This is a genomic window from Dolichospermum sp. UHCC 0259, from assembly GCF_009711935.1.
Classification (GTDB): domain Bacteria; phylum Cyanobacteriota; class Cyanobacteriia; order Cyanobacteriales; family Nostocaceae; genus Dolichospermum.
The window spans coordinates 1-13,118 of sequence record NZ_VIKX01000258.1; the positions used below are offsets into that span (position 1 = coordinate 1).

The 13,118-nt window shown below is 40.9% G+C and carries 13 protein-coding genes, 1 tRNA gene, 1 pseudogene and 1 other annotated feature; of the genes and pseudogenes, 9 read left to right on the forward strand and 6 right to left on the reverse strand.

All coding sequences use genetic code 11. From position 1 onward, the window contains the following. Nucleotides 1-54 precede the first annotated feature (54 nt). Nucleotides 55-453 carry a response regulator gene (locus tag FJR05_RS21385; RefSeq protein WP_168645972.1) on the reverse strand — a complete coding sequence of 133 codons (399 nt, stop codon included), beginning with the start codon at nucleotides 451-453 and terminating at the stop codon, nucleotides 55-57. Nucleotides 454-667: 214 nt separating this feature from the next. On the opposite strand from FJR05_RS21385, the gene FJR05_RS21390 reads away from it, so the two are divergent. After that, nucleotides 668-3,214: a DNA topoisomerase (ATP-hydrolyzing) subunit A gene (locus FJR05_RS21390; protein ID WP_168645973.1), complete on the forward strand. Its 2,547-nt coding sequence runs from the start codon at nucleotides 668-670 to the stop codon at nucleotides 3,212-3,214. Nucleotides 3,215-3,630: 416 nt separating this feature from the next. Here FJR05_RS21390 and FJR05_RS21395 read toward each other — a convergent pair whose 3' ends face one another. From FJR05_RS21395 to FJR05_RS21405, 3 genes and pseudogenes are all read right to left on the reverse strand, one after another. Then, nucleotides 3,631-4,638 (reverse strand): saccharopine dehydrogenase-like oxidoreductase, encoded by a 1,008-nt coding sequence (locus tag FJR05_RS21395; RefSeq protein ID WP_168645974.1) that lies wholly within the window; start codon nucleotides 4,636-4,638, stop codon nucleotides 3,631-3,633. Nucleotides 4,639-4,751: 113 nt separating this feature from the next. Beyond that, the gene (gene ebsA, locus FJR05_RS21400) at nucleotides 4,752-5,138 is read right to left on the reverse strand and encodes a type IV pilus biogenesis protein EbsA (protein ID WP_168645975.1); all 387 of its coding nucleotides are present in this window, start codon (nucleotides 5,136-5,138) and stop codon (nucleotides 4,752-4,754) included. 257 nt (nucleotides 5,139-5,395) lie between these two features. Continuing rightward, nucleotides 5,396-6,253: pseudogene (locus FJR05_RS21405) on the reverse strand (4-hydroxy-3-methylbut-2-enyl diphosphate reductase); the annotation flags it as partial. Between the two features lie 96 nt (nucleotides 6,254-6,349). Here FJR05_RS21405 and rplS point away from each other — a divergent pair. From rplS to rplL, 8 genes are all read left to right on the forward strand, one after another. After that, entirely contained in the window at nucleotides 6,350-6,712 is a 363-nt protein-coding gene (gene rplS / locus FJR05_RS21410; protein ID WP_168645976.1) for a 50S ribosomal protein L19, read from the forward strand. Nucleotides 6,713-6,861: 149 nt separating this feature from the next. After that, nucleotides 6,862-6,934 (forward strand) — tRNA-Trp (locus FJR05_RS21415). Between the two features lie 181 nt (nucleotides 6,935-7,115). After that, on the forward strand, nucleotides 7,116-7,337 hold the full coding sequence (secE, locus tag FJR05_RS21420) for a preprotein translocase subunit SecE (RefSeq protein WP_168645977.1): 222 nt from the start codon (nucleotides 7,116-7,118) through the stop codon (nucleotides 7,335-7,337). Continuing rightward, nucleotides 7,337-7,969: a transcription termination/antitermination protein NusG gene (nusG, locus tag FJR05_RS21425; RefSeq protein WP_168645978.1), complete on the forward strand. Its 633-nt coding sequence runs from the start codon at nucleotides 7,337-7,339 to the stop codon at nucleotides 7,967-7,969. Before secE ends, nusG begins: the two co-directional genes overlap by 1 nt. Before the next feature lie 6 nt (nucleotides 7,970-7,975). Then, nucleotides 7,976-8,401 (forward strand): 50S ribosomal protein L11, encoded by a 426-nt coding sequence (rplK, locus tag FJR05_RS21430; RefSeq protein ID WP_027404878.1) that lies wholly within the window; start codon nucleotides 7,976-7,978, stop codon nucleotides 8,399-8,401. Between the two features lie 103 nt (nucleotides 8,402-8,504). Further along, nucleotides 8,505-9,221 (forward strand): 50S ribosomal protein L1, encoded by a 717-nt coding sequence (gene rplA / locus FJR05_RS21435; RefSeq protein WP_168645979.1) that lies wholly within the window; start codon nucleotides 8,505-8,507, stop codon nucleotides 9,219-9,221. A 75-nt stretch (nucleotides 9,222-9,296) separates the two neighbouring features. Next, nucleotides 9,297-9,464: a sequence feature (ribosomal protein L10 leader region), on the forward strand. A gap of 142 nt (nucleotides 9,465-9,606) precedes the next feature. After that, a complete protein-coding gene (rplJ, locus tag FJR05_RS21440; RefSeq protein ID WP_168645980.1) occupies nucleotides 9,607-10,158 on the forward strand; it encodes a 50S ribosomal protein L10 in 552 nt (183 codons plus the stop codon). 86 nt (nucleotides 10,159-10,244) lie between these two features. Next, nucleotides 10,245-10,634: a 50S ribosomal protein L7/L12 gene (gene rplL, locus FJR05_RS21445; protein ID WP_168645981.1), complete on the forward strand. Its 390-nt coding sequence runs from the start codon at nucleotides 10,245-10,247 to the stop codon at nucleotides 10,632-10,634. 66 nt (nucleotides 10,635-10,700) lie between these two features. On the opposite strand, the gene FJR05_RS21450 is transcribed toward rplL, so the two are convergent. Both FJR05_RS21450 and FJR05_RS21455 read right to left on the reverse strand, forming a co-directional pair. Beyond that, a complete protein-coding gene (locus tag FJR05_RS21450) occupies nucleotides 10,701-12,338 on the reverse strand; it encodes an NAD(P)H-hydrate dehydratase (protein WP_256376207.1) in 1,638 nt (545 codons plus the stop codon). Further along, nucleotides 12,313-13,074, reverse strand: coding sequence for a hypothetical protein (locus tag FJR05_RS21455; RefSeq protein ID WP_168645982.1), 762 nt, complete (start codon nucleotides 13,072-13,074; stop codon nucleotides 12,313-12,315). The genes FJR05_RS21450 and FJR05_RS21455 overlap by 26 nt, the downstream gene beginning before the upstream one ends. Nucleotides 13,075-13,118: the final 44 nt, after the last annotated feature.

Sequence of the window (13,118 nt, forward strand, 5' to 3'; positions counted from 1 at the left end):
CGTTGTAATTTACTGCCAACCAATGACCAATGACCAATGACCAATGACCAATGACTATCCTTGTGGCAAAAGAGCCATAATTTGGTCAATAAACAATTGGTGATCAACCACAGGCTTAGAAATATAACCATCAGCACCGCTTTGGTTCAAAAAATTCTCGCGATCGCCTTCCATCGCGTGTGCTGTTACTAAAATCACCGGTAAGTTAGCTGTTTGTGGGTCAGACTTTAACATTTGTGTAATTTTGATGCCATCAACAGGCTTACCTTGGTATACACTACGTGATAAAGACACATCCATCAAAATCAGGTCAATTTCATGAGATTGAGCGATTTTCATCACCTCATCTACATCTTCTGTATGTTTTACATCCAACCCCCCGCGTTTACTCAGTATTTTAGAAAAAACACGAGCATTAATTAAATCATCTTCAACAATGAGAACAGTTTTCATGAGATTTCATACCAAATAGGGCTAACATCTGATCAACATCTATTGTATTTTTAATAATCCATAAGCATAGATCACATCAAAAATAATACTACCGCTTTTTCTCGTCATGAGTATCAAGATTATGTGAGTATTGCTGATGATCCGTTATGCTGTGATTTTATAGCGTCTTATTTTCTAGCGGCTGTTGTGTAGTGAAAATTCAGGGAAAAACCTCATGGCAAAACAGTTAAACCTTCTCTCTAAGGGACAGGTCATCACCACCGCCCTGCACACCGAAATGCAACGGTCATACCTAGAATATGCCATGAGTGTGATTGTGGGGCGAGCCTTACCAGATGTTCGAGATGGATTAAAACCAGTACACAGGCGTATCTTATATGCCATGCACGAACTCGGTTTAACACCAGATCGACCTTACCGAAAATGCGCCCGTGTAGTGGGAGATGTTCTCGGTAAATATCATCCTCACGGTGATCAATCAGTTTATGATGCCTTAGTTCGATTAGTCCAAAACTTTTCCAGCCGTTATCCCCTACTTGGTGGACATGGTAACTTTGGTAGCGTGGACAATGACCCACCAGCAGCCATGCGTTACACAGAAACCCGTCTTGCACCTGTGGGACATGAGGGAATGTTGACAGAAATTGCCGAAGAGACAGTAGACTTTACTGGCAACTTCGACAATTCTCAACAAGAACCAACCGTACTCCCCGCTCAATTACCATTTCTATTACTGAATGGTTGTGCGGGAATTGCCGTCGGTATGGCGACAAATATTCCCCCCCACAACTTGGGAGAAATCGTTGATGGCTTAATCGCCTTAATTGACAACCCAGATTTAACCGATGAAAAATTATTTCAATTAATTCCCGGTCCAGACTTTCCCACAGGGGGGGAAATTGTTGATCATGGTGGCATTAAAGAAGCCTATACTACTGGTAAAGGTGCTATTGTCATGCGCGGTATAGTCACAATGGAAGAAATTCCCGCCACCAGGGGAACTAAACGCCGCACAGCATTAATAGTCACAGAACTGCCCTTTCAAGTTAACAAGGCAGCTTGGATTGAAAAAATCGCCGATTTAGTCAATCAAGGTAAGTTACACGGCATTTCTGATATTCGAGATGAGAGTGACAGAGAGGGAATGCGCGTAGTTATTGAACTCAAACGCGATACAAACCCCCAAGAACTACTCCAGCATTTGTATCACCAAACAGCTTTACAAACCACCTTTGGTGCGATTCTCCTAGCTATAGTTGATGGACAACCCCGCCAATTAACATTACGGCAACTATTAGAGGAGTTTCTCAAGTTCCGAGAACATACCCTCAACCGTCGCTACAGTTACGAATTAGGAAAAGCCGAAAATCGGGTAAATATCCTCGCAGGATTGTTAAAAGCTTTATCAAATCTGGATGATGTTATTGCTATATTACGGCAAGCTCCCGATGGCAGTACAGCCAAGATGACACTTTGTTCCCGCTTAGATTTAACTGAAGTCCAAGCAGATGCCATTTTGTCTATGCCATTACGTCGCCTCACCAGTTTAGAACAGCAAAACTTACAACAGGAATTTGACCAACTTAACCAGGAAATTAGCATATTGCGGACATTACTGGCAGACAGACGGGAATTACTCAAAGTCCTGAAAAAAGATTTGCGAACTCTCAAACGGAAATACAATGATCCTCGCCGCACCAAAATAGTTCACACCACAGAAAAATCAGTTTCAGAAAATCAAGGTAAAGCTAAACAACCTAAAGCAGTAGTCGCAGAAGAAAATTCTCCAGTAAAAATCCCCACTCCTAAACCGGAACAACCTCTAGAAGAAACCATTTTAGAAGTTACTCAACGGGGTTATATCCGCCGGATTTCCCCCAACAGTAAAAAAACAAAGGGGGAAAACGGCTTGCTGGATCATGATTTCTTGATCCAAACTGAATTAACTAATACTCACAAAGACCTATTAATCCTCACCAGCGGTGGTAAAGTCTACCCGATTACGGTGGGAGATATTCCCCTAACTACGGGACGTAGTTCGACTTCGCCCACTACAAGTTCAGCGCGAGGAACGCCATTGATTACGATGCTTACCAGTACCGCCCAAGGTAACACAGAAGGTATCATTACCCGGTTCTTGCTGCCAGAAAAACCCGAAACATTGGAAATGGTTTTGTTAACGAAGGAAGGACGGATTAAACGCTTATCTTTATCGGAATTTGTGAATCTCTCCCGGCGAGGAATTACAATTTTGAAGCTTAAAGACAATGACGAATTAGCGTTTACCCAATTCCTAAGCAGCGAAGAACATCTAATTTTAGCAAGTTCTAGCGGTCGTCTACTCAGGTTTCCTGTTAATGATGAACAACTACCGATCATGGGTCGGGCTGCAATGGGGTTACAAGCTTTCCGCCTTTTGAAAAATCAGCAGATGGTTGGTTGTGTCAATGTCAGCAAATATAACCAATTATTGCTGGTGACTGAAGAAGGATATGGCAAAATTATGGCTGCTAATCAGTTGAGGGCGGCGAATCGAGGGGATTTAGGAATACAACTTGTGAAATTTAATAACAAAACCGACAATTTAGCGGCTATGGTGGCAGCAAAACCCGGTTCAGAGGTCGCATTATTTACAAATAAAGAGCGAGTTATCCGTGTGTCGGTAGATGCAGTTCCTAATCTCAACAAAGATAGTAAGGGTGAAAGTATTTGTCAACTTAACAGAGATGAGAGGATTATCAGTGTGGTGGAGGTGGAGTAGGGTTTTGAGTGAGACATGAGAACCCCTCCCCATTCGGGTGAATGCCTCCAGCACGCTACGCGTTAGCAAAGCTCCACGAAGTGGCACACCAGTCGCCTACAGTGGGAAACCTGCCAACAGCCCTGATAATCAAGGCTGTTGCCCATCTTCAGGTGCGTTCAATTTCGCCTGTTGGTCAATTCCTCACTCACGCGCATTCATCCCACATTCCTAAGAGTAAGATGTGGGACTTCTGCTGTTTCTGTTAAAGATAATGGAAATATACTCAAAACGGCTAAAATTTGGACTTTTTTATTATATCAAGAACAAGTTCAAAGCCTCTCCCCGTTGCGGGGAGAGGTTTGGAGAGGGGTTCTATATTTGGTTAAACTATGAACCGTTTTCAGTATAATAACCAATTACCAATTACCAATTACCTATTTTACAAACTTAGGCATAATTTCCGCAGCCGTAAATAAGCCAGAAATGCCCCGTTGACGCAATTCTTGAGCAGCTTTAAGATAACCAAAGGCGGGACCACACACATTGGCAGCCATGCTGGTTTCATCCCCTAACGTGAAGGTATGAGTAGATATTTTTCCCTCAAAAGTGCGTCCAGTGATTTTCACATTTGTACTTAGGGGCTTTTTGGGGTTGCGGGTATCAACTACTCCGCCAACCGTGACTCTATCCCGTGAACAAATCCCTGCCACCTCTAACATCACATCATCGGCGTGTTCCATATTTTCCAAGGTTAACACCCCATTGGTCTGATCAAGTAATGCTTCCACCTCTGCGTCAGTCATGGCTCTAGCGGCTTCTACACTATAACCGGGCATATGACCAATATCTTCCCTCACAGTGGCGCGGTAGGCTTCCCAGTTAGCAATTCCCACACCAAAGGTAATGACCACATTGTGAATTTCCGCATAACTTTGGGCAGCTAAGGCAGCAGCAGCGGTTAATAGTCCAGGAGTAGCACCACAGCCAGTCATGTAGGTAATTCCAGCGGCTTGCAGTTCATCTTGCATGGATAGGAGTTGTTCGACTGCACTGGTGCGTTTAATGGCATCTACCAGAACACCCTTCCAGCCAGCTTGAATAAATTCTTTGGCAACAGAGGGGATAAAGTCGTTGGGGAGGTTGGGTAAAGCCAGGAAATAACCATCTACAGTGTCACCCGTGACTTGAATTAAATCCTGAATACTGTTGTTGCTTAATGTACCAAATGCTTCTAAGTGACCGATTGTACCTTGATTTTGGTAAGTAGTAATACAAGCTTGGGTGTTTAAACTCTCAGTAGAGTAAGCGTAGCCATTTTGGTCTGCGACGGCGACAAGAATCATTTCTCGTTTGCTGGAAAGGAGTTTTGCGGCTGCTTGTCCAAGTCCGCCAAAACCCAAGACTCCGACGCGGATAGGTTGGTTTGTTAGTGGTGTGTTCATAGTTATTTTTGTAAGGGGTATAAACCTAAATTCCCGTATAATAGCTAGTTATACTGGAAAAATCTAGAGGTTTCCAAGTAAACGAGGTTTAACAAAGCTTTTCTGATTCTGTTTTAATCATCTAAACGTAATAATTTACGGTAAAAGGGTTTAGAAAAATCTGTGATTTTATTCCGCTTATAGTTTTCCATTAGTTCAATTAAAAAACTAATAAATTCAAAACTTGGCATCATGACTTCATAAGTTAATTCAGATTTAGAATCAAACTGTACCCGGCAAACGGTTAAGTCGGAGGGTAAGGTAGGATCATTCCAAGTGGCAACGAAGGGAACATTTTCACTACCTTCTATTTTGCGTTGTCCTTCTAACTCACGTTGTTTATAGAGAGTGATAGCATAGGGTAACAGATTTCGCTTATTTCCCTGAATGTAGGGTAGATACACGATGGATTGTTGCTGACTTGCAGGTTGAATTTTATCAAAAAACGTATTACCAGTCATTGTTATAGATTCCTTAAATTAGCATGATATGGGGCTATTTTATCCTTTTCTCCAGAGGATATTTGCACAGGATTCGGTAGATAGGTAGGCAAAATTGATTATATAAAATATTTGGATTTGATGTAGGGGTAGCGCCCCCGTGCCTACCCCGATTCATGGGGCAACCATAGGATACAGGATGGGCAACCACAGGGGGTTTGCCCCTACCCAATCTCATCTACATTTCCTCAAGGAAGGGTAAGTAAAGAAATGATATTTTAAACTAAAGCTGCTATTGCTTTGAGTGCGAAAATTTTCTCAATTATATCTTCAACTACCTTATCCGGTGTTGAAGCACCAGAAGTTACACCAACTTTAATTTCTCCTGCGGGTAGCCAATTTTCTGTAATTACTAATTCTCCTGTTAATTGCCGATGTTCAATGTTATTAATTGATTGAATCCGTTCTCCACAATCAATGTGATAGGAAGGAATCCCACGATCAAAGGCAATTTGTTGTAGTTGGGTGGTATTGGATGAGTTAAACCCACCAATAACTATGATTAAATCTACATTTTCTTCGACTAATTCTAACATAGCATCTTGACGTTCTTGAGTGGCATCACAGATGGTATTGAAATTTTGAAAATGCTGATTTAATTCGGCTGGGCCATATTTCTGCATCATTGTATGCTCTAGCATTTTACCGATTTGTTCGGTTTCACCTTTGAGCATGGTTGTTTGGTTAGCAATTCCTACCCGTTGTAAATCTTGATCAGGATCAAATCCTGCTGAACAGGCTTTGGAAAATTTGGCTAAAAATTCTTCACGATCGCCACCGTTGAGAATATAATTAATGACATATTCTGCTTCTTTTAAGTTTAAAACAATCAAATATTTCCCGGCAAAGGAACTGGTGGCAACTGTTTCTTCATGCTTGTATTTTCCGTGAATAATTGAGGTGTAATCGCCTTTTTTGTGCTTTTCTACGGTGTTCCATACCTTGGAGACCCAGGGGCAGGTAGTATCAACAATTTGACAACCTTTATCATGCAATATTTGCATTTCTTGAACACTTGCACCAAAGGCTGGTAAAATTACTACATCACCACTGTTAACAACAGAAAAGTCTTCTTCCCCTACTCCTGACTCCTTTTACAAATAGCTGGACTCTTAGGCGACTATAGATTTATAATTAACGATTGTGAGTTTTTTCAAAAAAACATAAAAGTAATGAACGCGCAAGAGATTATTCGCTCAATTGAAGCGGAACAGATGAAATCTAACTTACCCGATATCTATGTCGGTGACACAGTTAAGGTAGGAGTCAAAATTCAGGAAGGCACTAAATTCCGTGTACAACCTTACGAAGGTGTAGTCATAGCTAGACGCAATGGCGGCATCAACGAAACTATCACAGTCCGTAAAGTTTTCCAAGGTGTGGGTGTAGAACGAGTATTTTTGCTTCATTCTCCCCTGGTTGAAAGCATTAAAGTATTGCGTCGTGGTAAAGTTAGACGTGCTAAATTGTACTATCTACGCAACCTAGTCGGCAAGGCAACCCGCATTAAACAAAGATTTGATCGCCCTTTGTGATTCTCAATGGTGAATTAATAGACAAAACCCAGTCTACAAGCGGCATCCGCCGCTAACTTGCCAAAAGAAAAAAAATAGGTTACAATTAGAATCGAAATTGCGTTAAACTAAAAAAGTTCAGCGCAATGACTGTAAAAAGAAAAGCTTGTGCGCTCTTAGTTCAGTTGGTAGAACGCAGGTCTCCAAAACCTGATGTCGGGGGTTCAAGTCCTCCAGGGCGCGCTGAAAAAGAAAAATATTGCCCGAAGCAATAACGTCAATGCCAAAACGGCAGAAAACGTCAATTATTTCGGGTATAGTTTTTTTAAAATATAGCTTTCTGATAACAAGATCATTGAGACCGAGGCTGTAAACCTGAAAAATCAAAAGGTTAGGCTATTTAAGAAACGGGGGTATAACGACTGTGGCCAAAAAAAATGAAGCAGAAATGCCAGAAACCGAAAATGGGTTTAACTTAAACAATTTTTTCCAGGGTACAAAGGAAGAACTTGAGAAAGTGATTTGGCCCAGTCGGAAACAGTTGGTAAGTGAATCCGCCGCTGTGATATTAATGGTTACACTCTCCGCATCTTTGATATATTTGGTCGATGGATTGTTCGCTTGGGCAGCAAAACAGGTGTTCTGATGACTTCTGCAACAGACGAACCACGCAACTCCGAGTTGCAGTTAGAGGAAACACTCTTAACAGCGATGAAAGAAGCACGCTGGTATGCAGTGCAAGTAGCCTCTGGCTGTGAGAAACGGGTAAAGACAAATTTAGAGCAACGTATCCAAACTTTTGATGTCGCTGACAAAATCATCCAAGTGGAAATTCCCCACACCCCAACGGTGAAAATCCGTAAGGATGGTAAACGGCTACCTTCAGAAGAAAAGGTTTTCCCTGGTTATGTGCTAGTACGAATGGTAATGAGTGATGATACATGGCAAGTGGTAAGAAACACCTCTCATGTCATTAACTTTGTGGGTGCAGAGCAAAAGCGTGGTAGCGGTAGAGGTCGTGGTCACGTGAAGCCAGTTCCCCTGAATCCTTCGGAAGTTGAACGCATATTCAAGCAAGCCTTGGAACAAGAGGCGGTAGTCAAAATTGATATGGCTTCAGGTGATAAGATAGTTGTGCTTTCGGGTCCCTTTAAGGATTTTGAAGGTGAGGTGATTGAAGTTTCCCCAGAACGGAGTAAACTAAAAGCTCTACTCTCGATCTTTGGAAGAGATACACCAGTAGAATTGGAATTTAATCAGGTTAAAAAACAGAGCTAAATACAAATGGCGAAGAAAGTAGTAGCGGTCATTAAGTTGGCCCTGAATGCTGGGAAAGCCAACCCAGCACCGCCAGTTGGTCCTGCGTTGGGTCAACATGGTGTTAACATCATGATGTTCTGCAAAGAGTACAATGCCAAAACAGCAGACCAAGCTGGGATGGTTATACCTGTAGAAATTTCTGTTTATGAAGATAGAAGTTTTACATTTGTCCTCAAAACTCCACCAGCATCAGTGTTGATTCGCAAGGCAGCGAAGATTGAAAGAGGCTCAAATGAACCCAACAAAAAGAAAGTTGGTAGCATTAGCAGAACGCAATTACGGGAAATTGCTCAAACTAAACTTCCTGACCTCAACGCCAATGATATTGATGCAGCCATGAATATTGTGGAAGGAACTGCTAAAAACATGGGCGTAACAGTTACAGATTAGTTGACAGTAAATAAAAAAATAACAACTGACAACTGACAACTGACCAATAACAAAATCATATCGGGGGAGAAGTACAACTTCGAGATGACCCCAGGAGAAAAAAATGGCAAAAAAAGTATCACGCCGTTTACAGGCGTTGCTAGAAAAGGTAGAAGATAGGGATTATACACCCTTAGAAGCATTGGCTTTGTTAAAAGAAACAGCAACTGCCAAGTTTCCTGAAGCTGCTGAAGCTCATATCCGTTTAGGAATTGATCCTAAATATACAGACCAACAGTTGCGGACAACGGTGGCACTACCCAAGGGTACAGGACAGATTATCCGGGTAGCAGTTATCGCCAGAGGTGAAAAAGTCACAGAAGCAACTAACGCTGGTGCTGATATTGCTGGTTCTGAAGAACTCATTGAAGATATTCAGAAAGGCATGATGGACTTTGATAAGCTGATTGCTACGCCAGATGTGATGCCACAGGTAGCAAAGCTGGGTAAATTATTAGGTCCACGTGGTTTGATGCCTTCACCCAAGGGGGGAACAGTGACATTTGATGTTGCTAGTGCGATCGCTGAATTCAAAGCTGGTAAATTAGAATATCGGGCTGATCGGACTGGGATTGTCCATGTTATGTTTGGTAAGACTGCTTTTTCGCCTGAAGATTTATTGATCAACTTGAAGGCATTACAAGAGTCAATTGACCGTAACCGTCCTTCGGGTGCTAAGGGTCGTTATTGGCGGTCAGTGTACATATCCTCGACAATGGGTCCGTCAATTGCTATTGACATTAGTGCCTTACGAGAGTTAAAAATAACTGACGCTGCATAATTTGGTAATTGGTAATTGGTAATTGGTGATAGATGAATATAATCAGTAATGACCAATGACTAATAATTAATAACCAAAATTAAATAGATAAAGCCGGAGACAGCAGGTGCTAATAGCTTAATACCCTGCCGAGGTTGTAATTTTAACTATCTGAAGTTTGAACAGTAAAACTGTGACAACAACAGGATTAAAAATACCACTTTGAAACCCTGGCTAAATTAGCTGGGGTTAATTGTTTTCGGTAAGTCAGCAAAGGGTGACAGGTAATAGGTGATAGGTAATAGGTAATAGGTGACAACTGACAACTGACAACTGACAACTGACAACTGACAACCAAACAACTAACAACTGACCACTGACAACTGACATTGGAGGTGAGACAAGTATGGGAAGAACGTTAGAAAACAAGAAAGAGATAGTAGCTGATCTCAAAGAAAGCTTGAGTGTATCAACTTTAGCACTGGTAATTGATTATCAGGGGCTAACTGTTGCTGAAATCACCGATTTGCGTCGGCAACTCCGTCCTAGTGGTGCTATATGTAAGGTAACAAAAAACACCTTCATGGGCATTGCGATTAAAGATCAGGAACAATGGCAGCCAATGTCAGAATTACTGAATGGTTCTTCTGCATTTCTGCTAGTTAAAGAAGATTTATCTGCGATTAAAGCTTACCAAGCATTCCAAAAAGCCACCAAGAAGACAGAAATTCGCGGTGGTGTCATGGAAGGTCGTGTCCTGAGTGAAGCTGATGTCAAGGCTCTAGGAGACTTGCCGTCTAAGGAACAACTCATGGCGCAAATTGCTGGAGCTATCAATGGTGTAGCTACCAAGCTGGCTGTTGGTATCAATGAAGTTCCCAGTTCCTTGGCTCGCGCTTTGAAAGCTGTTGCTGAAAAAGAAAATGGCGATAGTTCTGAAAGCACTACCGAAAGTTAGTTGTAGTCAGTGAAAATTAACTACTGACCAATGACAACTAAATAACTAAAAACTCACAAATCATACATTCTTTAGGAGTTATATCCATGTCTGCTGCAACCGAACAAATTTTAGAACAATTGAAATCTTTGACCTTATTAGAAGCTTCTGAATTGGTTAAGCAAATCGAAGAAGCTTTTGGTGTTAGTGCTGCTGCTACTGGTGGTGGCATGATGATGATGGCCGCTCCTGGTGCTGCTGCTGCTGAAGTAGTAGAAGAGAAGACTGAATTTGATGCAATTTTGGATTCTGTACCTGCTGATAAGAAGATTGCTGTCTTGAAAATCGTTCGTGAAATCACCGGTCTAGGTCTGAAAGAAGCTAAGGACTTGGTAGAAGCTGCTCCTAAAGCTGTTAAAGAAGCTGTAACTAAGGAAGCTGCTGAGGATATCAAGAAGCGGATTGAAGAAGCTGGTGGTAAGGTAACAGTTAAGTAATTGTTATTAGGTGATTGGTGATTGGTGATTGGGAAGAATTTTTTACCCAGTCCCCAGTCCCCATTATTATTGTTTCAAAACTGGCATTAAATATTGTGTGAGTGTAAAGGCATCCACTCCCAATTCTGTTCTTGTTTGTGCGGCTAAAATTCCGGCTTGGGAATGCCACCAAGCGGCAGTTGCGACTATATCTTCTATAAAAACTTCTTTATTCATAATTTGCGCTAATAGTCCACCTAATAAACCGGTTAATACGTCTCCACTGCCTCCACGAGCTAAGGCTGGGGTACTTTCAGGATTTATCCAAATATGACCTTGAGGATTAGATATGGCTGTTCTTGCCCCTTTTAATAGGACTACAGCGCCACTTTCCTGGGCTGCTGTTTGGATGGCTTTGATTCTGTCTGTGTGGTCAATGTTCGGAAATAACCGCTGAAATTCTCCGGTATGGGGTGTGAGAACGGTGGCTGATTTTCGCTGTTTTAGGGTGGGGATAGTTCCTATTTGTGTCAAAATATTTAGAGCATCAGCATCCAGAACTAGAGGACATTGACATTGAATTATTTCGGGAATAATAGATATATTGTCTTTGGTTAAACCGGGTCCGCAAGCGATCGCACTAAATGAGTTTAAATCTATATTTTCTGGTAATTGTACACTAGCGATCGCTCCTGTTTCTGTTTCAGGACAACCAATAATTAAGGCTTCTGGTAACTGGGAAACTAATAACATTTTTAAGGATTCAGGGACAGCAATGGATAACATTCCCACACCGGAAGCTCGCGCACCTAAACCTGTTAAAATTGCTCCACCGGCATAACGTCGAGAACCACAAATTAATAATAAATGTCCTTGTTTGTATTTGTGAGTAATTAGGGGACGAGGTAAAGGTAAGGTTGATAATGCTGTTGTTTGTGTAATGCGTTTGATTTTGGGAATATCACCGATAACAGCATGAATATCTGCTAGGGGAATATCAAAATCAATTAATTCGGCTTTACCAATATAAGGTAATGCTTGTTCTTGTAATAAACCTTGTTTCCATAAACCCAGGCAAAATGTATGAGTTGCTTGAATTGCTGTTCCTAAAACTTTCCCTGTATCTGTATGTAAACCTGAAGGTATATCAATACTAATAATGGGTTGATTTTTGCTATTAAAATAATTAATTGCTGTAGCGATAGAATCAGTAATTTCTCTTTCTAAACCAAAGCCAAATAAACCATCAATTAAAAAATCATAACTTGGTAATTGGGAAATTTCTTGATAACAGGGAATTTTTAAACTTTGTGTATATTGAAAATGTTGAGAAGTTAATTCTTTTAATTTAGAAAAAGGTTGATAAATCCAAACTTGATAACCGCGAAAATGCAATTCACGGGCTACTACTAAGGCATCTCCGCCATTATGACCAGGACCCACTAAAATTCCTACACATTTTCCTGGAGAAATAATAGCCTGTAAGCGTTGGGAAATCAATCCTCCTACTTTTTCCATTAAAGCAGCTACAGGCATTCCTGCGGTAAATATTCTGGCTTCAATTTCCCGCATTTGGGTTGCGGTAACAACAAATTTTTCGGTTGATTTTCTTTCTTCTTTCTTCTTTCTTCTTTCTTTCTCCTGACCCTTCGACAAGCTCAGGGCATCGCTCCTGACTCCTGACTCCTGACTCCTGCTGTTATTTGCCATAATAAACTCTAGCATTGCCGTAACCTGAATTTTTCAAATAGCTATTCCATTGTTCTGCTTCCAGGCGATCGCTAAATGGTCCTACAGCTATGTGAGATCCTAATGGCTGATTTCTCCTAAATACATTAATATTGATACTAACTTTTTGGCGAATTTCTGTACCTAAAGAACGTAAACTATTAGAATTACTAGGAATAACTACATAATAGGAATTTCTGTTTTCTTGTTGATAGTTTTGGGTATTAGATCCAGGTGGATTATAAGTTGCTACTACCTGATTGGATAATTCTATATTATCAGAATTAACAATTCTTGCGCCAGGAATACCATTCAATTCTAGTTCTTGTACTCGTCGTTGAGCATTATATTGGCCATTAAAAACGCCAGATTGGATAACATTACGTCCATTATAATTGCGAATATAGGCATTAGCTTCAATTTGCCGAACTCGCTGTAAGACTTGAGAATTATTGCTGTCAACATAAACAAAATATCGCTCAAATCCTTGATTATACTGGCTATAGTGTATACCTTGAGATGGAGATAATTTAACTGATGGTAACTGCGATAATGGCTGCTGGTTGATGGATATTTCCTGGAGAGATGGAAGTGTTACTGGGGCTAATATGGGAATATTATTAGGTATTTGAGATTGAGCCGAACTATATTCACAGAAAACTATCCAACTTCCACTGATCAGTAAAGAAAATATGGATAAAGAGGTAAAACGACCGACTCTTAAAATAGACATATTTGTTACCAGCTTTTGCAAAAGTTTTGAGTTTAATTTCAATG

Coding starts and splice junctions, on each gene's coding strand:
- FJR05_RS21385 (WP_168645972.1), bottom strand. CDS start 453: ATGAAAACTGTTCTCATTGTTGAAGATGATTTAATTAATGCTCGTGTT.
- FJR05_RS21390 (WP_168645973.1), top strand. CDS start 668: ATGGCAAAACAGTTAAACCTTCTCTCTAAGGGACAGGTCATCACCACC.
- FJR05_RS21395 (WP_168645974.1), bottom strand. CDS start 4,638: ATGAACACACCACTAACAAACCAACCTATCCGCGTCGGAGTCTTGGGT.
- ebsA (WP_168645975.1), bottom strand. CDS start 5,138: ATGACTGGTAATACGTTTTTTGATAAAATTCAACCTGCAAGTCAGCAA.
- rplS (WP_168645976.1), top strand. CDS start 6,350: ATGAACGCGCAAGAGATTATTCGCTCAATTGAAGCGGAACAGATGAAA.
- nusG (WP_168645978.1), top strand. CDS start 7,337: ATGACTTCTGCAACAGACGAACCACGCAACTCCGAGTTGCAGTTAGAG.
- rplK (WP_027404878.1), top strand. CDS start 7,976: ATGGCGAAGAAAGTAGTAGCGGTCATTAAGTTGGCCCTGAATGCTGGG.
- rplA (WP_168645979.1), top strand. CDS start 8,505: ATGGCAAAAAAAGTATCACGCCGTTTACAGGCGTTGCTAGAAAAGGTA.
- rplJ (WP_168645980.1), top strand. CDS start 9,607: ATGGGAAGAACGTTAGAAAACAAGAAAGAGATAGTAGCTGATCTCAAA.
- rplL (WP_168645981.1), top strand. CDS start 10,245: ATGTCTGCTGCAACCGAACAAATTTTAGAACAATTGAAATCTTTGACC.
- FJR05_RS21450 (WP_256376207.1), bottom strand. CDS start 12,338: ATGCTAGAGTTTATTATGGCAAATAACAGCAGGAGTCAGGAGTCAGGA.
- FJR05_RS21455 (WP_168645982.1), bottom strand. CDS start 13,074: ATGTCTATTTTAAGAGTCGGTCGTTTTACCTCTTTATCCATATTTTCT.